21 protein-coding genes are annotated in these 23,968 nt (G+C 60.5%); 7 read left to right on the top strand and 14 right to left on the bottom strand.

Annotated elements, in window-relative coordinates:
• Nucleotides 1–123 precede the first annotated feature (123 nt).
• The 10 genes from tadA to lptF form a co-directional block, all read right to left on the bottom strand.
• A complete protein-coding gene (gene tadA, locus Q7C20_RS20480; RefSeq protein WP_348060877.1) occupies nucleotides 124–621 on the bottom strand; it encodes a tRNA adenosine(34) deaminase TadA in 498 nt (165 codons plus the stop codon).
• Nucleotides 621–1,997: a multicopper oxidase family protein gene (locus Q7C20_RS20485; RefSeq protein WP_375069820.1), complete on the bottom strand. Its 1,377-nt coding sequence runs from the start codon at nucleotides 1,995–1,997 to the stop codon at nucleotides 621–623. Before Q7C20_RS20485 ends, tadA begins: the two co-directional genes overlap by 1 nt.
• Before the next feature lie 239 nt (nucleotides 1,998–2,236).
• Entirely contained in the window at nucleotides 2,237–2,980 is a 744-nt protein-coding gene (pdxJ, locus tag Q7C20_RS20490) for a pyridoxine 5'-phosphate synthase (RefSeq protein WP_348060881.1), read from the bottom strand.
• Between the two features lie 51 nt (nucleotides 2,981–3,031).
• On the bottom strand, nucleotides 3,032–3,715 hold the full coding sequence (gene recO / locus Q7C20_RS20495; RefSeq protein WP_375069822.1) for a DNA repair protein RecO: 684 nt from the start codon (nucleotides 3,713–3,715) through the stop codon (nucleotides 3,032–3,034).
• A gap of 248 nt (nucleotides 3,716–3,963) precedes the next feature.
• Nucleotides 3,964–4,866 (bottom strand): GTPase Era, encoded by a 903-nt coding sequence (gene era / locus Q7C20_RS20500; protein WP_375069824.1) that lies wholly within the window; start codon nucleotides 4,864–4,866, stop codon nucleotides 3,964–3,966.
• Complete coding sequence (rnc, locus tag Q7C20_RS20505; protein WP_076951328.1) at nucleotides 4,859–5,548, bottom strand: ribonuclease III; 690 nt, start codon at nucleotides 5,546–5,548, stop codon at nucleotides 4,859–4,861. Before rnc ends, era begins: the two co-directional genes overlap by 8 nt.
• Nucleotides 5,549–5,698: 150 nt before the next feature.
• The gene (lepB, locus tag Q7C20_RS20510) at nucleotides 5,699–6,553 is read right to left on the bottom strand and encodes a signal peptidase I (protein WP_375069826.1); all 855 of its coding nucleotides are present in this window, start codon (nucleotides 6,551–6,553) and stop codon (nucleotides 5,699–5,701) included.
• A 5-nt stretch (nucleotides 6,554–6,558) separates the two neighbouring features.
• Nucleotides 6,559–8,358, bottom strand: a complete 1,800-nt coding sequence (gene lepA / locus Q7C20_RS20515; RefSeq protein WP_049709830.1) for a translation elongation factor 4 — start codon at nucleotides 8,356–8,358, stop codon at nucleotides 6,559–6,561.
• Between the two features lie 151 nt (nucleotides 8,359–8,509).
• Complete coding sequence (lptG, locus tag Q7C20_RS20520) at nucleotides 8,510–9,589, bottom strand: LPS export ABC transporter permease LptG (protein WP_375069827.1); 1,080 nt, start codon at nucleotides 9,587–9,589, stop codon at nucleotides 8,510–8,512.
• Nucleotides 9,582–10,700 (bottom strand): LPS export ABC transporter permease LptF, encoded by a 1,119-nt coding sequence (gene lptF / locus Q7C20_RS20525; RefSeq protein WP_348062152.1) that lies wholly within the window; start codon nucleotides 10,698–10,700, stop codon nucleotides 9,582–9,584. Before lptF ends, lptG begins: the two co-directional genes overlap by 8 nt.
• A gap of 284 nt (nucleotides 10,701–10,984) precedes the next feature.
• Between lptF and Q7C20_RS20530 the strand changes: the two genes are divergently transcribed.
• The 5 genes from Q7C20_RS20530 to rlmF all read left to right on the top strand — a co-directional run bounded on the left by Q7C20_RS20530 (nucleotide 10,985) and on the right by rlmF (nucleotide 17,690).
• Nucleotides 10,985–12,475, top strand: a complete 1,491-nt coding sequence (locus tag Q7C20_RS20530; protein ID WP_375069829.1) for a leucyl aminopeptidase — start codon at nucleotides 10,985–10,987, stop codon at nucleotides 12,473–12,475.
• A 55-nt stretch (nucleotides 12,476–12,530) separates the two neighbouring features.
• Entirely contained in the window at nucleotides 12,531–12,959 is a 429-nt protein-coding gene (locus Q7C20_RS20535; protein WP_348062550.1) for a DNA polymerase III subunit chi, read from the top strand.
• A gap of 7 nt (nucleotides 12,960–12,966) precedes the next feature.
• On the top strand, nucleotides 12,967–13,341 hold the full coding sequence (locus Q7C20_RS20540) for a DNA polymerase III subunit chi (protein WP_375069831.1): 375 nt from the start codon (nucleotides 12,967–12,969) through the stop codon (nucleotides 13,339–13,341).
• 207 nt (nucleotides 13,342–13,548) lie between these two features.
• Nucleotides 13,549–16,395: a valine--tRNA ligase gene (locus Q7C20_RS20545; RefSeq protein ID WP_375069832.1), complete on the top strand. Its 2,847-nt coding sequence runs from the start codon at nucleotides 13,549–13,551 to the stop codon at nucleotides 16,393–16,395.
• Nucleotides 16,396–16,670: 275 nt separating this feature from the next.
• Entirely contained in the window at nucleotides 16,671–17,690 is a 1,020-nt protein-coding gene (rlmF, locus tag Q7C20_RS20550) for a 23S rRNA (adenine(1618)-N(6))-methyltransferase RlmF (RefSeq protein ID WP_375069834.1), read from the top strand.
• A 191-nt stretch (nucleotides 17,691–17,881) separates the two neighbouring features.
• On the opposite strand, the gene Q7C20_RS20555 is transcribed toward rlmF, so the two are convergent.
• Complete coding sequence (locus Q7C20_RS20555; RefSeq protein ID WP_003212743.1) at nucleotides 17,882–18,163, bottom strand: HU family DNA-binding protein; 282 nt, start codon at nucleotides 18,161–18,163, stop codon at nucleotides 17,882–17,884.
• Between the two features lie 396 nt (nucleotides 18,164–18,559).
• On the opposite strand from Q7C20_RS20555, the gene yejK reads away from it, so the two are divergent.
• Nucleotides 18,560–19,564 carry a nucleoid-associated protein YejK gene (gene yejK, locus Q7C20_RS20560; RefSeq protein ID WP_348060401.1) on the top strand — a complete coding sequence of 335 codons (1,005 nt, stop codon included), beginning with the start codon at nucleotides 18,560–18,562 and terminating at the stop codon, nucleotides 19,562–19,564.
• A complete protein-coding gene (locus tag Q7C20_RS20565) occupies nucleotides 19,564–19,914 on the top strand; it encodes a glutaredoxin family protein (RefSeq protein WP_375069837.1) in 351 nt (116 codons plus the stop codon). Before yejK ends, Q7C20_RS20565 begins: the two co-directional genes overlap by 1 nt.
• A gap of 66 nt (nucleotides 19,915–19,980) precedes the next feature.
• On the opposite strand, the gene Q7C20_RS20570 is transcribed toward Q7C20_RS20565, so the two are convergent.
• From Q7C20_RS20570 to Q7C20_RS20580, 3 genes are all read right to left on the bottom strand, one after another.
• On the bottom strand, nucleotides 19,981–22,221 hold the full coding sequence (locus Q7C20_RS20570; protein ID WP_375069839.1) for a TonB-dependent receptor: 2,241 nt from the start codon (nucleotides 22,219–22,221) through the stop codon (nucleotides 19,981–19,983).
• 189 nt (nucleotides 22,222–22,410) lie between these two features.
• Entirely contained in the window at nucleotides 22,411–23,388 is a 978-nt protein-coding gene (locus tag Q7C20_RS20575; protein ID WP_375069841.1) for a FecR domain-containing protein, read from the bottom strand.
• Complete coding sequence (locus Q7C20_RS20580; RefSeq protein WP_375069843.1) at nucleotides 23,385–23,963, bottom strand: RNA polymerase sigma factor; 579 nt, start codon at nucleotides 23,961–23,963, stop codon at nucleotides 23,385–23,387. Before Q7C20_RS20580 ends, Q7C20_RS20575 begins: the two co-directional genes overlap by 4 nt.
• Between the last annotated feature and the right edge of the window lie 5 nt (nucleotides 23,964–23,968).

Consider the following 23,968-nt stretch of genomic DNA (forward strand, 5'->3'; position numbering starts at 1 on the left):
ATTTTGTTCACACTGGGGGGGGGGGGGGGGTCCCCCCGGGGGTTTTTTTTAATAATTTTTTTGCCCCCCCCCCCCCCCCCGCGCCCCCCCCCCCCCCCTCCCACATTTGATTCTCTGTGTTGGCTAAATCTGGGGCTTGGCTCTGCGGGCCTTGAAGAACTCACTGAGCACAGCCCCACACTCCTGCGCCAACACCCCGCCTTCATACAGCACCCGATGATTCAAAAAGCCCTGGGTAAAAAACTGCCCCTGGCTTTGCACGATCCCCGCCTTCGGTTCCAACGCGCCATACACCACCCGCGCAACCCGCGAATGCACGATCAGGCCCGCGCACATGCTGCAGGGTTCCAGGGTTACATACAGCGTGCTGCCCACCAGCCGATAGTTGCTGATCGCCTGCGCCGCTGCGCGGATGGCGACCATTTCGGCATGGGCGCTGGGGTCGTTGCCGCTGATAGGGCAATTGAAACCACGGCCGATGATTTCACCGTCCTGCACCAGCACCGCGCCCACGGGCACTTCACCCAGGGCTGCGCCTTGTGCGGCGAGGGCCAGGGCTTCGCGCATGAAATCCTGGTCGCGGCTGCGATCAATAATCGCGGCGGGGCGAATCTGGCGCATCACGCCACCTCAATGGCGGCCATCAGGCCGGTTTCCATGTGGTCGATCACATGGCAATGGAACATCCACACCCCCGGATTATCCGCCACCAACGCCACGCGGGCGCGTTCGTTTTTGCCGAGCAGGTAGGTGTCGGTGAAATACGGGATCACCTTGTGGCGGTTCGAGGCGATCACCTTGAAGCTCATGCCGTGCAGGTGAATCGGGTGCTGGTATTGGGTCATGTTTTTCAATTCGAAAATGTAGCTCTTGCCCTTTTCCAGCCTGGCGATCGGGCGGTCGGCGCAGGTCTTGTCGGTGATGTCCCAGGCCTTGCCGTTGATCTGCCACAGGCTCGGCGGCTTGCCGTCATCGACAGACACAGAGCCGACCCATTCGAAATTGAAGTTGAGTTTCTCGGCATTGGCCAGGTCCGGTTCGGCAATCGGGTTGGCGGGCAGCGCCGGCGGCCATTCGCTCGGTGCGTCGCTGTTGGCCACCGAGCGGAAGGTTCCCAGGCGCACCGGGCCGTTGCGGATCGACAGTTCTTCACCCGCAGGCGGCGCCTTGATTGCCAGGCAAATGCGCATGCCCGGGCCCAGCCAGTATTCCTTGCCCAACGGGCGCGGCTCGATGGGGTTGCCGTCCAGCGCGTAGATCTGCGCTTCGACGTCGGGGATATTGATGCGATAAGTCAGGGTGTTATCGAGGTTGAGCAAGCGCACGCGGGTGATCTGCCCCGCCGGTAAATCGACCACCGCCTGGGGCACGCCATTGATCGTCGACAGTCGCCCGGCCGTACCGCCACGCGCCGCTTCACGGGGGATGCTGAAGGCCACGAACGCGCCCTCCTCGTCCACGTGCCAGCTTTTCAGGCTGAGGGTGCGTTCGTGCTTGAAACCGGTGGGCTCGCGCTCTTCGATGATCAGCGGGCCGACGAGGCCCCGGCCAAGTTCTTCGCTGCTGTTCACATGGGGGTGATACCAGTAGCTGCCGGCGTCGGGCACGCGGAATTTGTAGTCGAAATATTCACCGGGCAGCACCGGCAGTTGCGAGACGTAAGGCACGCCGTCCATTTCCAGCGGCAGGCGGATGCCATGCCAGTGGATGGTGGTAGCGACTGGCAGGTGGTTGATGAAGCGCACTCGCAACCACTCGCCCTGACGCACGCGCAGCTCGGTGCCCGGTGCGGAGGGGCCGAATGCCCAGGCTTCGGTTTTGTGGCCCGGCACCAGTTCGACGTCCAGCGGCGCGGCAATCAGTTGGTAATCGTGCCCGGCCTCGGATTCGGCGACTTTTCCCAGCCAGTAGCGATAGGCGCCACCGGCACCGACGCCCACAACGGCCAGGCCTGCAAGGCCACTCAGGATTTGTCGACGGGAAAAGGATCGGGACACAACAACCTCACGTATCTGCGGCGGGCCAGGGGCCTGCAAAGGGCAGATACGATACACCTGCGTCGGCTAAACAGTAAGGCTTCGCATTGCCGCATGTGCTGCATTACTGAATTCACCGGAGTTCAAATGTGGGAGGGGACTTGCTCCCGATGGCAGTGTGTCAGTCAGCTCATCTATAGCTGACACACCGTCATCGGGAGCAAGCCCCCTCCCACACGAGCCCACTCCACACTGGATTTTCAGTGCTTGGCGGCGGCCAAGATCAAGGCCTTCATCTCGGCCACGGCACCTTTGAAACCGACGAACAGCGCATGGGCCACCAGCGCGTGGCCGATATTCAGCTCGTTGATGCCCTTGATCGCGGCCACAGCTTCGACGTTGTGGTAGTGCAAGCCGTGTCCGGCGTTGACGATCAGGCCTTCTTTGAGACCGCAGCTCACGCCGTCAATGATGCGTTGCAGCTCATCGGCGACTTCAGTCGGCGTAGTAGCATCGGCGTAACGGCCGGTATGCAGTTCAATTGCCGGTGCGCCGACGCGGCGCGAGGCTTCGATCTGGCGCTCATCAGCATCGATGAACAGCGAGACTTCGCTGCCGATCTGCGACAGGCGCTCAACCGCAGCCTTGATTCGCGCTTCCTGGCCGGCCACGTCGAGGCCGCCTTCGGTGGTCAGTTCCTGGCGGGTTTCCGGCACCAGGCAGATGTGCGCCGGGCGGATACGCTCGGCGAACTGCATCATTTCCTCAGTGACGCCCATCTCGAAGTTCATGCGGGTTTGCAGCACGTCCTTGAGCACCAGTACGTCGCGCTCCTGGATGTGGCGGCGGTCTTCGCGCAGGTGCACGGTGATGCCGTCAGCGCCTGCTTCTTCGGCGTCCAGCGCAGCCTTGACCGGGTCCGGGTAACGGGTGCCCCGGGCCTGGCGCAGGGTAGCGACGTGGTCGATGTTGACGCCAAGAAGAATGCGATTGCTGGTGGTCACGGAAGCGCTCCTGAAAAGGGAAAGAAACGATGCACAGCATACACGGGGATGTCAGGGCTTTCGAAACAACTCGCGACTGACCAGCGGCCGGCCGCCCAAGTGCACGGCGAGTGCCTGGCGCATCAGGCGCTTGGCGGCAGACAAGGCGCCAGGCGCCGTCCAGTCGGCTTCGCTCATGGCCAAAAGCTCAGTGCCCTGGAACAGGCCGGGTTGCAGCAGGTACACGCGCTCAAGGCCAGCGTCGACTTGCAGCCGGTACATGCCGTCGGCGGCGACGGGTTCGCCGTGCAGGTCGTTGGTGAGTTCAAAGCCGTAGCCCAGGTCGTCGAGCAGGCGCCATTCGAACGCACGCAACAGCGGCTCCAGTGGGCGGCCTTCGGCCAGGGCAAGCAAGGTGGCGGCGTAGTGATCGAAGACGCCGGGGTGAGGGTCTTCGGCCGGCAGCAGGCGAATCAACAGTTCATTAAGGTAAAGGCCACTGAACAGGGCCTCACCGTTCAGCCAGGGGGATATGCCCACGCTTTCCAGACGACCGACGTTTTTCAGCTCGCCCTTGCCCCGAAACTCCACGTCCAGCGCCACGAACGGCCGGGCCTGCGTACCGGCCTTGCCGCGTGCACTGCGCAAGACTGCGCGCAGGCGGCCCTGAGGCGTGAGGAAGTCCACCAGGGCGCTGGTCTCGCGGTAGGCGCGGCTGTGCAGGACGTAGGCGAGTTGGCTGGTGGGTTGGGACATGGGTTCTCACTGCTGGAATGCATTTTTGAAAACTACATAAACCGAATGTGGGAGGGGGGGTTGTACCCCTGGGGGGGTGTGCGGGAACTGATTTTGAGCGGAACCCCCCCCATCGGGGGGCCGGCCCCCCCCCCAATTTTTGGGGGGGGGGGTTGGCCCCGGGTGGGGGTTTTACCGCCTTTTATTCGACCCCGCCCCCCCCCCTTCGGGCCCCACCCCCCCTCCCACATTTTTGTCCTGCGGTGTGCTTACAGGTCGCCGTAGCCCAAGGAGCGCAGTGCGCGCTCATCATCAGACCAGCCACCCTTCACCTTCACCCACAGGTTGAGCATGATCTTGGAATCAAACAGCACTTCCATGTCCTTGCGCGCTTCGGTGCCAATGCGCTTGATGCGCTCGCCCTTGTCGCCAATGATGATTTTCTTCTGGCCGTCACGTTCGACGAGGATCAGCGCGTGGATATGCAGGGTTTTGCCCTGCTGCTTGAACTCTTCGATTTCGACGGTGATCTGGTACGGCAGCTCGGCACCCATCTGGCGCATGATTTTCTCACGCACCAGTTCGGCGGCGAGGAAGCGGCTGCTGCGGTCGGTGATCTGGTCTTCCGGGAAGAAGTGCTCGTTCTCCGGCAGGTGGCCGGCGATTACGCGTTCCAGGGCTTCAAGGTTATGCCCGTGCTGAGCCGAGATCGGCATGATCTGGGCGTTTGGCAGTTGTTCCTGCAGCCAGCTCAGGTGCGGCATCAGCTCGGCCTTGTCTTCGATGCGGTCGGTCTTGTTCAGCGCGACGATCAACGGGCCGGTGACGTACTGCACGCGCTCGAGGACCATCTGGTCTTCGTCGGTCCACTTGGTGCGGTCAACCACGAAGATCACCACGTCGACGTCTTTCAACGCCGCCGAAGCGGTCTTGTTCATGTAACGGTTGAGGGCTTTCTCGCCGCCTTTGTGCATGCCCGGAGTGTCGACGTAGACCGCTTGCACGGTGCCTTCGGTCTTGATGCCCAGCATGTTGTGACGGGTGGTCTGCGGCTTGCGCGAGGTGATCGCGAGCTTCTGGCCGAGGATGTGGTTCAGCAGCGTGGACTTGCCCACGTTCGGGCGGCCGACGATGGCAACATAGCCACAGCGTGTTGCGGTTGAATCAGTCATGGCCATTCTCCACGCCCAGGGCAATCAGTGCTGCAGCGGCCGCTACCTGTTCGGCAATACGACGGCTCACACCCTGACCTCGGCTTTTTTCGTTCAATAAGGTGATTTCACATTCCACGAAGAACACGCGGCAATGCGGCTCGCCCTGGATATCCACCACTTCGTAACGTGGCAGTTCGCAACCACGGGACTGCAGGTACTCCTGCAGGCGGGTCTTGGGATCTTTGTTGGTGTCAACCAGCGTCAGGCTTTCGATCTCCGAAGCGAGCCAGGCGACTACGCGCTCCTTGGCCATCTCCATACCTGCATCGAGGTAGATCGCACCGATCAATGCTTCCAGCGCATCGGCCAGGATCGACTCGCGACGAAACCCACCGCTTTTCAATTCACCGGAACCCAACCGCAGGTACTCGCCCAAGCCGAAACCGCGGGCCAGCACGGCCAGGGTCTCGCCTTTGACAAGGCGCGCACGCAGGCGTGACAGCTGGCCTTCGCGCGCTTGAGGGAAACGCTCAAAGAGCGCCTCACCGGCGGCGAAGTTAAGGATGGCATCACCGAGAAATTCCAGGCGTTCGTTGTTACGCCCTGCAAAGCTGCGGTGTGTGAGGGCAAGGACCATCAATTCCTGGTCCTTGAAGGTGTAGCCGAGCTGGCGCTCGAGACGGCTTAGAGAAACGCTCACGGTTTACCCATATCTGTGTGGTGGCACCGGCGGCCATCGACGATTGACGCAGTGTTCAAATTCAAATCCTATTGGTACAGCAAGGCGCCGGGCCAATGATTGCCCAACCCCAGAAAAGCATTCGGCGCTGTGTTCACAGCGCCGCCTGTATTACTTGATCAGCCCGACCCGCGAGAAGTTCGGCAGGTGGCTGAGTTTGGGTTCCGGCCAACTCATCCAAACTGCAAAGGCCTTGCCGACAATGTTCTCGTCGGGAACCATGCCCAGCAGGTCCTTGGGAATGTTGGGATCATCCCAGTAACGGCTGTCGTTGGAGTTGTCGCGGTTATCGCCCATCATGAAGTAGTGCCCGGCAGGCACCTTCCATTCGCCATCAGGCATTGCACGGTAGCGGCTCATTTCCTTGCGGATCTGGTGCTCGACCGTGCCGAGTTTTTCCTGATACAGCTCGGCGCTGCCCAGGGTGTTCGGTTCGGTACCGAGCAGTTTCTCGGCCACCGACTCACCGTTGACGAACAGACGCTTGTCGCTGGTGTAGCGAATCACGTCGCCCGGCAGGCCGACTACACGCTTGATGTAGTTGACGGTCGGGTCGCTCGGATAGCGGAACACCATCACGTCGCCGCGCTGCGGGTCACCGATCGGGATGACTTTCTTGTCGATCACCGGCAGGCGAATCCCGTAGGAAAACTTGTTCACCAGGATGAAGTCGCCCACGTCCAGAGTAGGTTTCATCGAGCCCGAAGGGATCTGAAACGGCTCCACCAGGAACGAACGCAGCACCAGCACGATGAACAACACCGGGAAGAACGATTTGCCGTATTCAACCAGCAAAGGCTCTTTGTTCAGCTTCTCGACTACCACCGCATCGGGCTGGCTGACGCTGCCCTGATAGGACGCGATAGCCGCCCGCCGACGCGGGGCGAAGAACACCAGATCGAGCAACGCCAGGAGGCCGCAAACGGCGACAGCGATAACCAGCAACAGCGGGAAATTTAGCGACATAGGACCTAACTATCCAACCTGAGCACCGCAAGGAAGGCTTCTTGTGGAATTTCCACGTTGCCCACTTGCTTCATGCGTTTTTTACCGGCCTTTTGCTTCTCAAGCAGCTTGCGCTTACGGCTTACGTCACCGCCGTAGCATTTGGCCAGTACGTTCTTTCTGAGTGCCTTGACGGAGGTCCGTGCAATGATCTGCCCGCCAATGGCGGCCTGGATCGCGACGTCGAACATCTGGCGCGGAATCAGTTCTTTCATCTTTTCGGTCAACTGACGACCTTTGTAGTGCGCGTTGTCCTTGTGCACGATCAGTGCAAGTGCATCTACCTTGTCGCCGTTGATCAGCACATCCAGTTTGACCAGATTAGCCGATTGGTAACGATCGAAATGGTAATCCAGCGAAGCATAGCCGCGACTGGTGGATTTGAGACGGTCGAAGAAGTCCAGGACCACTTCGTTCATCGGCAAATCGTAGGTCACTTGCACCTGGGTACCGAGGAACAACATGTCGTGCTGCACGCCACGCTTTTCGATACACAGGGTAATTACGTTGCCCAAGTGCTCTTGCGGTACCAGGATATTGGCCCGCACGATTGGCTCGCGCATGTCTTCGATGGAAGACAGATCCGGAAGCTTGGACGGGTTATCGACGTAAATCGTTTCACCGGTTTTCAGCAACAGTTCAAAAATAACGGTCGGCGCGGTGGTGATCAGGTCCAGGTCGTATTCGCGCTCAAGGCGCTCCTGGATGATCTCCATGTGCAGCATGCCGAGGAAGCCGCAACGGAAGCCGAAGCCCAGGGCGTCGGAGCTTTCCGGGGTGTACTGCAACGACGAGTCGTTGAGGGTCAGCTTTTGCAGGGCTTCGCGGAAATCTTCGAAGTCGTCGGAGCTGACCGGAAACAGGCCGGCGTAGACCTGCGGCTGGATGCGTTTGAAGCCCGGCAGCACGTCGACGTCAGGGGTGGAGCTCAAGGTCAGGGTGTCACCGACCGGTGCACCGTGAATGTCCTTGATGCCGGCAATGATGAAGCCCACTTCACCGGCTTTCAGGTCAACGGTTGCCGTGTGTTTCGGGTTGAACACACCGACGCTGTCCACCAGGTGGATCTTGCCGGTGGATTTGACCAGGATCTTGTCGCCCTTCTTCACACGGCCATGGCGTACACGTACCAGGGAAACAACGCCCAGGTAGTTGTCGAACCAGGAGTCGATGATCAACGCTTGCAGCGGATCTTCGTAGTTACCGGTGGGGGCAGGGATGGTTTTGACCAGGCGCTCAAGCACCTCATCAACGCCCAGGCCAGTCTTGGCGCTGCACTCGACGGCGTCGGTGGCGTCAATGCCGATGATTTTTTCGATTTCTTCCTTGACGCGGTCCGGGTCAGCCTGCGGCAAGTCGATCTTGTTCAGAACCGGCATGACCTCAAGGCCCTGCTCGATCGCGGTGTAGCAGTTGGCAACGGACTGGGCTTCAACGCCCTGCCCCGCGTCCACCACCAGCAACGCACCTTCACACGCGGCCAGCGAGCGGCTGACTTCGTAGGTGAAGTCAACGTGGCCGGGGGTGTCAATGAAGTTCAGCTGGTACTTGATACCGTCTTTTGCGGTGTAGTACAGGGTAACGCTGTGGGCCTTGATGGTGATGCCGCGCTCGCGCTCGAGGTCCATGGAATCCAGTACCTGGGCTTCCATTTCACGCTCGGCAAGGCCGCCGCACATCTGGATAAATCGATCGGCCAGCGTCGACTTGCCATGGTCAATGTGGGCGATGATGGAGAAATTGCGGATATGACTCAAATCACTCACGGATCAACACTCAAAAAGGCTGCAGGCAGATTGCCCGCTGAAAAATAGCCGGGAATTGTACCTGATGCTCAGGCCGGACGTCATCTTTGCTGACCAGAACAAAAATGCCCCGATCTCTCGACCGGGGCATTTTTTGTCTATAAGCGCAGTATCAGCCGGCTCGGCGCAGTAGCCAGAAGCCCGCCACGCCGCAGATGGCGGTAGGCACCAGCACCGCGAACAGCGGTGAGAACCCGAACACAAGGCTCGACGGGCCGAGCAAGTCCTGGGCGATGCGGAAGGTGAAGCCCACCAGTACGCCGGTAAACACACGCTGGCCGAGGGTCACGGAGCGCAGCGGGCCGAAGATGAACGAAATCGCCATCAACACCAGTGCTGCGGTCACCACCGGCTGCAACACCTTGACCCAAAACGCCAGCCAGTAGCGGCCATTATTCAGGCCTTGCTCCTTGAGGTAGTGGATGTAGCTCCACAACCCGGAGATCGGCAGGGTTTCCGGGATCATCACCACGGTATTGAGCAATTCCGGCTTCAGGGCGATATCCCATGCCTCGGTCGGCACATTGATCACTTCGGTGTAAGCCTTGGTGCCTTGGCCCACATTGCGGAAGTAGGTAGTGGTGACGTCGCTCAGTTCCCACTTCTCGGCAGCGTACTGCGCGCGCTTGGCGAAGCTGGAGGTCAACATGTGACGCTCCTTGTCGAACGTGTAGCGCGTTACCCCGATCAACAGGCCGCCCGGTTGCACGGCGTTGATGTGGATGAACTCGTCACCCTGGCGGTGCCACAGGCCGTGCTTGGCACTTTGTGCGTCGCCCGACCCCTGGGCCAGGGCGCGATTGGCCTGGGCAGTGGCTTCGGCCGGCGGCGCCACGTATTCGCCGATCAGCACGCTGCAGGCCATCAGCATCAGCATCGGCTTCATGACGGCCCAGACAATACGGCCGATGGAGACACCCGCCGCCCGCATGATGGTCAATTCGCTGCTGCTGGCCAGGCTGCCCAGGCCGATCAGGCAACCGATCAGCGCGGCCATCGGCATCATGTCGTAAAGACGACGTGGCGCGGTCAGCGCAACGAAACTGAGAACATTGGTGACCGTGTAGGTGTCGGTGACATTGCCCACTTCATCAATGAAGGCGAACAACGAAGCCAGGCCGAGGATGATGCCCAGTACCGCCAGAATGGCGACCAGTACGCTGCTGCCAATGTAGCGATCGAGCTTAACCACGAGCCAACTCCTTCTGGCCGCGACGGCTCTTCATTTTCAAACGGATAGGTTCCCAATAGAGCAGCCCCAGGCCAATCGCCAGGAAAATGCCATGCACCCACCACAGGCCCAGGGTCGGCGACAGCTTGCCTTTCTCCAGGGAGCCACGGGCGGAAATCAGGATAGTCAGGTAGGCCATGTACAACAGGATCGCCGGCAGCAGCTTGAGAAAGCGGCCCTGACGCGGGTTTACGCGTGACAGCGGCACTGCCATCAAGGTCACGATAAACACCAGCAACGGCAGGGAAATACGCCATTGCAGCTCGGCTATAGAGCGCAGTTCCTGGCTGCCGAACAACGAGGCCGTCGGCAGCGCGTCGCGGTCGGTGACCTCTTCACTTATTTCGGGCTTGGCCAGCATTACGCCATAGGTGTCGTACTTGATCGCCCGATAATCCGCCAGACCCGGGCTGCCGTCGTAGCGATAGCCGTTTTCCAGGATCAGGTAGCGGCTGCCATCAGGGCGCACTTCCTGGCGACCGCTGTCGGCCACCAGAATCGAAATGCCACGGTCTTTCTGGTTTTGCCCGAAGTTTTTCTGGGAAATGAACACACCGCCGAGGTTGGCGCGATCATCCGTCATGGTTTCGGTGTAGGTCACCCGCGTACCGTCGTTCAGCGCTTGAAAGCGCCCCGGCTCAAGGGTGTCGAATTCGGTCATCGCGTCCTGTTTGTTCAGCAACAGCTGAAACTGCATGGCGCCCTGAGGCGCCAGGCTCATGCTCAACCAGGCCACCACCAGCGCAACGCCCGTGGCTGGCACCATGGTCATGGCCAGCAACCGCTGCTGGCTCATCCCGGTAGCGGACAGCACGGTCATTTCACTTTCAAGGTACAACCGGCCATAGGCCAGCAGTATGCCGAGAAACAGGCCAAGCGGCAGGATCAGCTGCAGGAAACCCGGCAGGCGAAAGCCCATGATCAGGAACAACGAGCCCGGATCCAGGGCGCCCGAGGCTGCCTGAGCAAGGAATTTGACGAAACGACCACTCATGGTGATGACCAGCAATACCGCACTCACGGCACTCAGGGTCAACAGGACTTCGCGGGACAGATAACGGAAGACGATCAAACCAGACACTCCAGGGTTGTCAGGCTAAGGCGGCCAAACAAGCAAGCATACCGAGTCGACCCGTTTACACGGGCCGGCTAAAAAGATGGCGCATTATCCTGTGATTGACCCTGCCTGTCACGGTGCTTGCTCATACGCGTGCACAAAGCGTGCGGCAAGGGTTGTCAGGCTCCGCTGGCGAGGTTCAAACTGCGGCCTTTGTCGCGGGCGGTTTACAGAGCTGCCTTCGCTTTAAAGCCTGAGTACAGACTCTTGGCTCACAGACCTTTATAAGGGACCCGAAAATGGAATTGGTTGTAAAAAGCGTTAGCCCCGAAACGTTGAAAACCGCCACCCTCGTGGTCGCCGTCGGCGAAGGCCGCAAGCTCGGCGTCGCTGCCAAGCAACTGGATGAACTGAGCGGTGGCGCCATCAGCGCGATCCTCAAGCGCGGCGACCTGTCCGGCAAAGTCGGTCAGAGCCTGCTGCTGCAAAGCCTGCCCAACCTCAAAGCCGACCGCGTATTGCTGGTGGGCGTGGGCAAAGACGCCGAACTGGGCGACCGCCCGTTCCGCAAGATCATCAGCGCCATCCTCAACACCCTCAAGGGCCTGGGCGGCGGCGACGCGGCACTGGCACTGGACGAAATCGTCGTAAAAGGCCGTGACAGCTACGGCAAGACTCGCCTGCTGGCAGAAAGCCTGGTCGATGGCGGTTATGTCTTCGACCAGTTCAAGAGCACCAAAGCCGAACCCCGCGCCCTGAAGAAAATCACCCTGCTGACCATCAAGGCGGCACAGGCTGAAGTCGAACGCGCTGTGACGCACGCCACGGCAATCGCCAACGGCATGTCGTTCACCCGCGACCTGGGCAACCTGCCACCGAACATCTGCCACCCGACGTACCTGGGCGAGCAAGCCAAGGCGCTGGGCAAAGAGTTCAAGGGCCTGAAAGTCGAAGTGCTGGACGAGAAGAAGATCAAGGAACTGGGCATGGGCTCGTTCTATGCCGTGGGCCAGGGCAGCGACCAGCCGCCACGCCTGATCGTGATGCAATACAACGGCGGCAAAAAGGCTGACAAGCCTTACGCCCTGGTCGGTAAAGGCATCACCTTCGACACCGGCGGCATCAGCCTCAAGCCAGGCCTGGGCATGGACGAGATGAAGTACGACATGGGCGGCGCCGCCAGCGTGTTCGGTACCCTGCGTGCCGTGCTGGAACTCAAGCTGCCGATCAACCTGGTGTGCATCCTGGCCTGCGCCGAGAACATGCCGAGCGGCGGCGCGACCCGTCCGGGCGACATCGTCACCACCCTCAGCGGCCAGACCGTTGAAATCCTCAACACCGACGCCGAAGGCCGCCTGGTGCTGTGCGATGCCCTGACCTACGCCGAGCGCTTCAAGCCGCAAGCCGTGATCGACATCGCCACCCTGACCGGCGCCTGCGTGGTTGCCCTGGGTGCCCATACGTCGGGCCTGCTGGGCAACAACGACGAGCTGATCGAACAACTGCTCAGCGCCGGCAAGGCGGCTGACGACCGCGCCTGGCAACTGCCGCTGTTCGACGAGTATCAGGAACAACTGGACAGCCCGTTCGCCGACATCGCCAACATCGGCGGCCCGAAAGCCGGCACCATCACAGCGGCCTGCTTCCTGTCGCGTTTTGCCAAGAACTTCAACTGGGCACACCTGGACATCGCTGGCACCGCCTGGACCAGCGGCGGCAAGGACAAGGGCGCCACTGGCCGTCCGGTGCCCCTGCTGACCCAGTACCTGCTGGACCGCGCCAAAGCCTGAAACTGATGACCCCGGGGCAGCTGTTATACCGCTGCTCCGGGTTCCAGGAACCGCAATGACCCAAGTCGACTTCTATATATTGCCCAGCGCCGACCCGCTCGCGCGCTTGGACTTTGCCTGCAAACTCACCGAAAAAGCCTGGCGCATGGGCCACCGCATTTACCTGCATTGCAGCGATGCCGCCCAACGCGACGAGCTGGACGCCCGCCTGTGGCGCTTCAAGGGCGAAAGTTTTGTGCCCCACGGCCCGGCAGAATCCGAACCCGAAGGCCTGATAGTGCTGGGTGTGGGCGACAGTTGCGGCGATCACACTGACTTGCTGGTTAACCTGGACCTGAAAGTACCGACCTTCGCCAAGGCGTTTGCCCGTGTGGCGGAAGTGGTAGTGGAAGACCCGGCAATTCGTCAGGCCGCGCGGGAGAGTTTCCGTTTCTACCGCGAACAAGGCTATCCTCTGCAAGATCACCGGCTACAACGACTTTGAGTACACGATGGACACTCCCAACCCTCTAAAAAAAGACGACCACCTGCTGGACGACCTCGAGTCGATCCGTCAGTTGCTCGGTGATGATGACGTGCAACCGCCAATGCTGACCGACACGGTCGACGGCGAGGTACAGATTCCGCTGTTGTTCGACATGGTCGGTGGCAAGCCGGCGCCTGTCGCCCCTGCTGTAGAAGCCGCGCCGGTTGCTGCTGAAAAAGCGCCTGACGCCCTGCTGCTGCACCTGGACAACGAACTGCGCGCCGCCGCGCAATTGATCATGCAAGACGTGATCGACGATTTTGCCCCGCATATCGAAACCGAGATCAAGCGTCGGTTGGATGCGCGCATGGAGCGGCTGCTCAGCCAGTACCAATCCTGAGCCATATACATTCCCCCTGTGGGAGCGGGCTTGTTGTGGCGAGGGAGCTTGCTCCCGCTGGGATGCGAAGCGGCCCCAAAATCCTCGGAGCGCTGCGCACTGGAGCGCCAGCCCGGTCCAACGGGAGCAGCTCCCTCGCCACACACGCCCTCCCCCGTTATACTTGCCGGCTTTCCTGAATAAATGCCAACTAGGGTCCCGCCGCGCATGGATAAGACCTACCAGCCGCACGCTATCGAAACTTCCTGGTACCAGACCTGGGAATCCGAGAATTATTTCGCCCCGCAAGGTGCCGGCGACTCGTACACCATTATGATCCCGCCACCGAACGTCACTGGCAGCCTGCACATGGGCCATGGCTTCAACAATGCGATCATGGATGCGTTGATCCGTTTCCGCCGCATGCAGGGCCGCAACACCCTGTGGCAACCGGGCACCGACCACGCCGGCATCGCCACCCAGATGCTGGTGGAACGCCAACTGGAAGCCACCGGCCAGAGTCGTCACGACCTGGGTCGGGAGAAATTCCTCGAGAAAATCTGGGAATGGAAAGACCAGTCCGGCGGCAACATCAGCCGTCAGATTCGTCGCCTGGGTTCGTCCGTCGACTGGAGCCGTGAGCGCTTCACCATGGACGACGGCCTGTCCGAAGCCGTGAAAGAAGCCTTTGTGCGCCTGCACGAAGACGGCCTGATCTACCGCGGCAAGCGCCTGGTCAATTGGGACACCAAGTTGCACACGGCGATTTCCGACCTTGAAGTGGAAAACCACGACGAGAAAGGTTTCCTGTGGAACCTCAAGTACCCGCTGGCCGACGGCGCCAAGACCGCTGAAGGCAACGACTACCTGATCGTCGCTACCACCCGCCCGGAAACCATGCTCGGCGATGCCGCCGTGGCCGTGAACCCGGAAGACGAACGCTACAAGGCATTGATCGGCAAATTCGTCGAGCTGCCTTTGGTCGGCCGTCGCATCCCGATTATTGCGGATGACTACTGCGACCCTGAATTCGGCACCGGCTGCGTGAAAATCACCCCGGCTCACGATTTCAACGACTACGAAGTCGGCAAGCGCCACAACCTGCCGCTGCTGAACATCTTCGACAAAAATGCCGCCGTGCTGCCCGCCTGCCAGGTGTTCAACCTGGACGGCACGCTGAACGAGAGCATCGACGGCAAGATTCCGGCTGAATTCGCCGGCCTTGACCGTTTTGAAGCGCGCAAGCAGATCGTTGCCGCCTTCGACGCCGCCGGCCTGCTGGTGAGCGTTGACGACCACGGCCTGAAAGTGCCGAAGGGCGACCGTTCCGGCACCATCATCGAGCCTTGGCTGACCGACCAGTGGTACGTCTCGACCAAGCCTTTGGCAGAGCCTGCGATTGCCGCCGTGGAAGATGGCCGCATCGCGTTCGTGCCCAAGCAGTACGAAAACATGTACTTCTCGTGGATGCGTGACATCCAGGACTGGTGCATCAGCCGTCAGCTGTGGTGGGGCCATCGCATTCCGGCCTGGTACGACGAGTCGGGCAAGGTCTATGTAGGTCGCGACGAAGCCGAAGTGCGTGCCAAGCACAACCTGCCGGCCGACCTGGTTTTGAACCAGGACAACGACGTGCTTGACACCTGGTTCAGCGCCGGGCTGTGGACCTTCTCCACGCTGGGCTGGCCGGAAAAAACCGAGTTTCTCGAAAAATTCCACCCGACCGACGTGCTGGTCACCGGCTTCGACATCATTTTCTTCTGGGTCGCCCGGATGATCATGCTGACCATGCACCTGGTGAAAAACGACGACGGCACCCCGCAAGTGCCGTTCAAGACCGTGTACGTGCACGGCCTGGTGCGTGATGGCCAGGGTCAGAAGATGTCCAAGTCCAAGGGCAACGTACTGGACCCATTGGACATCATCGACGGCATCGAACTTGAGGCGCTGGTGCAGAAACGCACCTCGGGCATGATGCAGCCGAAAATGGCCAAGAAGATCGAGAAGCAGACCCGCGACGAGTTCGCCGACGGCATCGCCAGCTATGGCACCGACGCCCTGCGTTTCACCTTCTGCTCGCTGGCGTCTACCGGTCGCGACATCAAGTTCGACATGGGCCGCGTCGAAGGCTATCGCAACTTCTGCAACAAGATCTGGAACGCCGCGCGCTACGTGCTGGATAAGGGCGAGGACTGCGGCCAGAACGGCGAAGCTTACGAGCTGAGCCTGGCCGACCGCTGGATCATCTCGCAGCTGCAGCGCACTGAAGCCGAAGTGACCCGCCAGCTCGACCAGTTCCGTTTCGACCTGGCCGCACAAGCCTTGTACGAGTTCATCTGGAACCAGTATTGCGACTGGTACCTGGAACTGTCCAAGCCCGTGCTGTGGGACGAAAACTCGCCAATCGAACGCCAGCGTGGCACCCGCCGCACGCTGGTGCGCGTATTGGAAGTGGCGCTGCGCCTGGCGCACCCGTTCATGCCGTTTATCACCGAAGAAATCTGGCAGCGCCTCGCGCCGCTGGCCGGTATCGAAGGCAAGACCATCATGCTGCAACCTTGGCCGGTGGCCAATGAAGCGCGCATTGATGAGGCCGCTGAAAACGATATCGAATGGCTCAAAACCCTGATGATGGGCACGCGTAACATCCGTGCCGAGATGAACATCGGGCCAGGCAAGCCATTGGCGGTGTTTGTGAAAAACGCCAGTGCTGAAGATCAGCGTCGTCTCACCGAGAACGATGCGCTGCTCAAGAAGCTGGCGAAGCTGGAATCCATCACCGTATTGGCAGCAGGCGAAGAAGCACCGCTGTCGGCGACCGCACTGGTCGGCGAGATGGAAGTCTTGGTGCCGATGGCTGGCCTGATCGACAAGGGCGCTGAACTGGCCCGTCTCGACAAGGAAATTGCCCGTCTGCAAGGTGAAGTGCAACGAGTGGGCGGCAAGCTGTCCAACGCGGCGTTCGTCGACAAGGCGCCGGCGGAAGTAATCGAGAAAGAACGCGCCAAACTGGCCGAGGCTGAACAGGCTTTGGGCAAGCTGGCGGAGCAACATGCGCGGATTTCCAGCCTGTAAGGTGGAACCTGTGAGAAAAAAGAGGCCTTCGGGCCTCTTTTTTTTGGACTGCTCTCGACCACTCCCCTGTGCAAACCCAATTACTGTGGAAGCTGGACTTTTGTGGCGAGGGAGCTTGCTCCCGCTGGGCTGCGCAGCAGCCCTAAAAACAGGAGCGCTGCGCACTCCAGCGGGAGCAAGCTCCCTCGCCACAACAAGCCCGCTCCCACATTTGAGCGAGTTGTGCTCAGGATGTGTGACAATGCCCACCACTCTAAGCCAACACCAGAATCAACATGACTGCTCCCAGCACGCCAAAACCTCCGCGCAAGAAGCCTCAAACGGCCACCCCGGCCAAGCCTGTGGCACCTCGCAAAGAGGCCACCCTGCACCCGCGCAACCGCCACACGGGCCGTTACGACTTCCCGGCGCTGATCAAGACCACGCCTGAACTGGCGAAGTTTGTGATCCTCAATCCTTACGGCAAGGAAAGCATCGACTTCGCCAGCCCGGATGCGGTGCGGGTGTTCAACCGCGCGTTGCTGAAGGCGTTCTACGGCATTCAGCACTGGGACATTCCGGCAGACTACCTGTGCCCACCGGTGCCGGGGCGTGCCGACTATGTGCACTTTCTCGCCGACCTGCTGGCAAGCGTCAACGACGGCAAGATCCCGCGTGGTTCGATCGTCAAGGTGCTGGACATCGGCATGGGCGCCAACTGCGTCTACCCGCTGATTGGCTACATGGAATACCGCTGGAACTTCCTCGGCTCGGAGGTCGACCCTATCGCCGTGGCAGCCGCCAAGGCCATCGTGCAGTCCAATGACCTGAGCAAGGTTATCCAGCTGCGCCTGCAAGCCAACCCCAAGCACATCCTGCTGGGCCTGCTGGAGCCGGGTGAGCGTTTTGACCTGACCATGTGCAACCCGCCGTTTCACGCGTCCATGGACGAGGCGACCAAGGGCAGCGAACGCAAGTGGCGCGCCCTCGGCAGAGCCGACCCCAAGCGCAAGTTGCCGGTGCTGAACTTCGGTGGCCAGTCGGCCGAGCTGTGGTGTGAAGGCGGCGAAGCGCGCTTTGTGACGCAGTTGATCGCCGAGAGCGCGAATTTTGCTCACAAGGTGTTGTGGTTCAGCACCCTCGTTTCCAAAGCGTCGAACTTGCCCGCGATCGAGACTGCGCTGAGAAAAGCCGGCGTGCTGGAAAGCCAGGTGGTGGAAATGTCTCAGGGGCAAAAGCAAAGCCGCTTCGTGGCCTGGACGTTCCAGACCAAGAACGAACAGCAGCTTTGGCGCCAACGCTGGGTGCGCGACTAATCTGGAGCGAGCTTTTCTGGCGAGGGAGCTTGCTCCCGCTGGGCTGCGTAGCGGCCCCACGATCTTGGGAGCGCTTCGCACTGGAGCGCCAGCCCGGTCCAGCGGGAGCAAGCTCCCTCGCCACAGTTCAAATCGCAGGCAACAAAAAACCGTGCCCGGATCGCTCCGGGGCACGGTTTTTTTGCTGCGTCTTACTTGTTAACAGCGTCGGTCAGGCCTTTGGCCACAACCAGCTTGATAACTTTCTTGGCAGCGATTTCGATGGCAGCGCCAGTCGAAGGGTTACGGCCAGTACGGGCAGGACGCTCGGTCACTTTCAGTTTGCCAACGCCTGGCAGAGTGATTTCGCCGCCGTTTTCCAGCTGATCAGCAACGATCTGGCTCAGTTGGTCCAGCAGAGCGCGCACGGTGGTCTTAGGTGCGTCTACTGCTTCAGCCAGGTCAGCGATCAGTTGGTCTTTAGTAATAGCCATTGTGGTGTTCCTTCCCTATCAAATTCATATGGATTGCAGAGTGCAGTGTCAGCCATCGAGCCCGACCGTCATGGCCTGGCACCCCCGGCTATAACCACGGAGATCGGGGTTATAGATGCTTGAATCGGGGATTGGTTCGACCTGACAGATGCTGAATGCACGCTTAACGCCGAGACTTGGCGTAAGACGGGGCAAAACTAGCACAGAGACGGGGAAATATCCGCCTCTACCTAGCCATTTGGTCAGCTTTATCGCTCTAAACCGTGAAAAAAAGGCATATAGGTCGTCGGAGGTCGGCCAAAACGCCCATGCAGGCGCGTCTTGGCCAACGGGTGCGGTACACTGGGCGACTTTTCGGGGAGGCCACCTGCTCCCCTTCAACCAGCCGAGAAGCCTATGCCGATCCGTCATTGCATCGTCCACCTGATCGACAAAAAACCCGACGGCACACCCGCAGTTCTCCACGCCCGCGACTCGGAACTCTCCGAATCTGCGGCCATCGAGAACATGCTTGCCGACCTCAACGAGAGCTATAACGCCAAACAAGGCAAGGCCTGGGGTTTCTTCCATGCCGAGTCCGGCGCGCACCCGTTCAGCGGCTGGTTGAAAGAGTATTTCGACGGTGGGCAGGATTTCACCACCTTCAGCCGCACCGCCGTTGAGCACCTGCAAAAGCTGATGGAGGAGTCCAACCTCTCCGTTGGCGGCCACGTGCTGTTTGCCCACTACCAACAAGGCATGACCGACTACCTGGCCATCGCCCTGCTGCACCACAGCGAAGGCGTGGCGGTGACCGAGGAGCTGGACGTAACCGCGTCGCGCCACCTGGACCTGGGCCAATTGCACCTGGCCGCACGCATCAACATTTCCGAGTGGCAGAACAACAAGCAGTCCAAGCAGTACATCTCGTTTATCAAAGGCAAAAACGGCAAGAAGGTCTCGGAGTACTTCCGTGACTTTATCGGCTGCCAGGAAGGCGTCGACGGCCCAGGCGAAACCCGCACCCTGCTCAAGGCCTTCAGCGACTTTGTTGAAAGCGAAGACTTGCCGGACGAATCGGCCCGCGAAAAAACCAAAACCCTGGTGGACTACGCCAGCAGCCAGGCCAAGCTCGGCGAGCCGATGGGCCTGGAGGAACTCTCGGGTTTGATCGATGAAGAGCGGCCAAAGGCGTTCTACGACCACATCCGCAACAAGGACTACGGCCTGTCGCCGGAAATCCCGGCCGACAAACGCACCCTCAACCAGTTCCGCCGCTTCACCGGCCGCGCCGAAGGCTTGTCCATCAGCTTTGAAGCGCACCTGCTGGGCGACAAGATCGAGTATGACGAAGCCGCTGGCACCTTGATCATCAAGGGCCTGCCGACCCAGCTCACTGACCAGCTCAAGCGCCGTAACTGATGCTCGGCGGGGTCCTCAAGAAAGTCCTGCTGGTGTTGCTGGTGGTGGTAGTCATCCAGAACTGGGGCAAGATCGAGCGGCTGTTCAACCCGTCACAGGTGGTATCGGAACAGGTGCGCGCTTCGGCGCGCGTTACGCTCTATTCCACCGAGTGGTGTGGCTACTGCAAGCAGATCCGGCGCTTTCTGGACCAAAAGGGCATCCCGTATCAGGCGCTGGATATCGAGAAAGACGCCCAGGCGCGCAAGGCGTACGAGGCGTTGGGCGGCGGCGGGATTCCGTTTGTGGAGGTGAACGGCACGTTGATTCGGGACTACAACCCCGATGCAATCATGGCCGCGTTGAAGTAACCCCGAAGCTATATGCGCTGGCTTGTGTGGGAGCCAGCTCCCACACAAGCCAGCCCTGCTGCGGCATTAGAAGTTAGCTTCCAGCGAGACCATCGCCGTGCGCTCCTCACCGACGTTGTAAAAAGCCGTGCTCGGTGCCAAACCACCCACCGGAGCCGAGTTGAACGCCACGGTGCGCGCCGAGCTCAGGTATTGCTTGTCGAACACGTTAAGCATTGAAAACCGCAGTGCCGCCGACTTGACCACCTTCTTGTCTACCGGCAAATAAATACCCGCGTTCAGGTCAAACACCGTGCGCCCGGAAATCTTTTCATCGTTGGTCAAATCGCCGTAAAAACTGCCCACGTACTTGCCCGCAATGTTGCCGTAGAAGCGCGCGTCGTCATACCCGAACACCAGGTTGAACATGTTTTCCGGCACGTTGGCCAGTTGCTTGCCCGACGTCGGCAACAGCACGTTCTTGCTCAGCACGTTGTCTTGCTGCTCAGACTGGGTGTAGGTGTACGAGGCGTAATAATTGAAGTTGTGCGGCAGCAGCCCACTCCACTCCAATTCCAGGCCTTTGTTTTCGACACTGCCAACGTTGAGCACCATATAGTCACCGGCAGCGTCTGTGGTCGACACCTGGCGGTCCTTGAAGCTGATGTAGAACAGGGTCGCGCTCAGTGCCAGGTCGACTTCGGTGTAACGCCAGCCGACTTCCTGGTTCCAGCTCAATTCCGACCTGAGGCTGACGGAATCGCCCTTGTTGTACAGCACGTAGTTCGGCGGCGTACGCATGTTGCGGGTGACGTTGTAGAACGTCTGGTTACTCTCATCGACCTGGTATTTGGCGCTGAAGCTGGGCAGGAATTGATGGTAACGGGTGTTCCGTTTTTCCGCCTTGTCGTACAGGCTGCCCAGGTTGTTGCCGTCACGCTCAACGTACTGGTACGCCACGCCGCCGTTAAAACTCAAGTCTGGCGTGGCCTGCCAGCTGTCCTGCACCCAGATTTTTTGTGACGGGGTGACGGTGTAGTAGTGGCGCCCCTGCACCGTCGCGCCGTTCTTGTCGACCACCTGGCCGCCAGCGTTGTAGTCGCCCCACACGTCATCCGGAGCGCCTTCGCTATTGATGCCGATAAAGGGCTGGGTTTGGCGCTGGCGCGCGCGTTCATACCAATAGCCGTAATCCAGGCTGTGCTCGTCGTTGATGTCCCATTTCATTTTGGCGGTGAAGCCAGGGCGCCAGGTCTCGGTCCACGAAGGCCGATAGTAGTTGGCCGATTTCAGGTTGCTCAGGGTGTAGTTGCCAGCCTTGTCAGACGTCGGCCCCAGACTGGAAGCGGTCTGGCCGCTGAAACTGCCACCGTTGGCCCAGTAGTAATACGGCGTGACGGTCAGCGACAGGTTGTCTTGCAGGCGCCAGCGCTGAGTCAGCGTGGCGTTGACGCTTTCGAACGGGTTGCGATTGAGCTTGTAGGACGCCGACAACAAACCAGCCTTGTAAACCGGTGTCTCGGCGTAGTCCTTGCGCCGCCCTTCGTTCTCGAACTGCGCCTTGCTCAAGCTGTTGTAGTTGTAGTTTTCCTGGTTGTTGTACTTCACCGTAGCCAGTGTGGAATTGCCGCTGTCGTCTTCAAACAGGCTGCTCCACTCGACTTTGTCGCTGCGCAGGGTACCTTTGCCGCGCCATTTATCACCTTCCAGGTGAGAGGCCGAGACCCAGGTCTTGAGGCCACCAAAATCGCCGGTATTGACCCGCACGAAGCTCTTGCGCAGGTCATTGGCGCCCACGATCTGCTTGGCGAACACCCCGGATTCCTTGGTCGGCCGTACGGTGATCATGCCGATGTTGCCGCCACTCGAGCCGATGTGCGGGCCGTCTGCTTCCGAAGAGCCTTGGGTGGCGAACACTTCCGCGAGGTTTTCCGGGTCGCCCAGCTGGTTTGAATAAACGCTGTAGTTGCCCGAGTCGTTGATCGGCACGCCATCGACCGACACGCCGACCTGGTCGGAGCTCATGCCGCGCATGGTGAAGTTGGTGCCACTGGTGCCGCTGGCGTCATCGCTGGAAACGTTGATGCCGGGGGTGTATTTGAGCTTGTCGATGGCGTTGGCGGTTGACGACATTTCGTCCATGGCTTCCTTGGTCACCGTCGACCGCGCCTTGGCACTTTCTTCGCGAATCATGTGGCCATTGCCGAGGGTTTGTTTGCCGGCGATATTCACCGACCCCACGTCCTGAGCGTCGTCCGCCAAAACCAGCGGCGCAAAACCACCCAGGCCCGATGCTAAAAGCAGGGCATAAAGATTGTTGTAGTTCACGTGTAGATCCCTTACTGACGTTGCTCTGTTGTATGGGGCAGCTGCGTCGGGGCTGGTCTGACAGGCGACGCATGGCTTCCTGACCGTTTGCTCAGGAACCTGCGGATGATCCACGGCACGTGTAACCGTTTGGTGACAGGTTTGGGTGATTGCGATGACGGTTCGGTGAAGGCGCAGCGGTGTATGTGTCTAACGCAACACAATCATTCGGCCCAGCAGGCTGTGTTGCTCGAAGCCCAGCACGGCTTGCAAGGCATTCAACACCGCCTGTGGGTCTTTGCTCGGAAAGCTGCCGCTGACGCGCTTGGCGCCCATCTCGTCATTCAGCAAAAGAATGCGGCCCGGGTAATATCGGCCGAGGTCCTTGACCACATCGGCCAACGGCGCCTTGTAGTAATTGAGCCAGCCGTCACGCCAGGCCAGGCGCGATTCGCTGTCGACCGGGTGCATGGCCTGCGCCACGCCTTCGGTGTAGGCGACTTGCTGGCCTGCCGTCAGAACTTGCTGTTGGCCGGTGTGGGACGGCGTCACGCCGACCCGGCCAGACAACACCGTCACCTCGGCGCCGGCCGGTTGCAGGCGCACTTCGAACTGGGTGCCCAGCACGCGTGCCTCACCGCTGCCCGCCTCCACTACGAAGGGCTGGCCGGTGTGGGTCACGCTGAAAAAGCCCGCGCCGCGACGCAAGCGGATGTGCCGTTCGCCCTGGCTGAAATCCACGTCGATGGCGCTGTCAGCATCCAGGGTGACGCGGGATTGATCAGCCAGGGTGAAGGTTTTGACCTCACCTGGCGCGGTCACGTAATCGGCACCCAGGTCATCGACCCACCGCGACGGCTGCCAACCGGCGCCCATCGACACCATCACCAGCAGGCACGCGGCCATAGCCAACGCGCCGAACCCGCGCACCACCCGCGAGCGTTTGGAGGTGTTCATCGCGTTGAGGTAACCCTGCAAGGCCAGTGCATCTTCGTCCGCCAGTGCGCGTGCGGGCACTTCGCTCAACTCCCACAGCACCTGGGCCTGAGAATAGGCCTGGACGTGCGCCGGGTCGGCTCGCAGCCACTGGCTGAACGTGGCCTGATCGCCACTGCTGGGCCTGTCGTGCAACAGGCTCAACCAGTCAAGAGCGGCCTGTTCCTGAGCGGGCGTGGGGGTGGCGTTCACGGTGCTTTCCCTGGCGAGCGTGGGGTCGATGGTTCGCGAAGGCTGGCTTTGCAGGCTTCGAGGGCGCGCATCATATGTTTTTCCACGGCGCTTTGGGACAGGCCCATGGCTTTGGCGATTTCTGCGTACTTGCGCCCGTGAATGCGGTTGAGCAGGAAAATCTGCCGGGTGCGCTCCGGCAAGCTGCGCAAGGCGGCTTCGACATGGCGCAAATCGTTGCCCGCCTCGAGCGCCGCTTGAGGCTCGGAACCGCCGTTGTCTTGCTGTTCCGGCAACCAGCCTTCGTTGCTGCGTACCCGCGCGCTTTCACTGCGCAGATGGTCGATGGCGATGTTGCCGGCGCAGCGCAGCAAGTAAGTGCTGAGTTCTTCGACCTGCACCAGCGGCCGACGCCAGAAGCGCAGGAACAGGTCCTGCACCAGGTCCGCCGCCGTGGCGCGGCAACCGACGCGCCGGCTGACGAGTGCTTCCATCTGCGAACGCTGGGACAAAAACACCTGCAGGAAATGCGCACGCCCACCGGCCGCATCGGTGTGCGGGTTGTCCTGGGATTCGGGTGGGGTGCTGATCATCACGAGAA

This window comes from Pseudomonas sp. AMR01, assembly GCF_041946035.1.
Classification (GTDB): domain Bacteria; phylum Pseudomonadota; class Gammaproteobacteria; order Pseudomonadales; family Pseudomonadaceae; genus Aquipseudomonas; species Aquipseudomonas antarctica_B.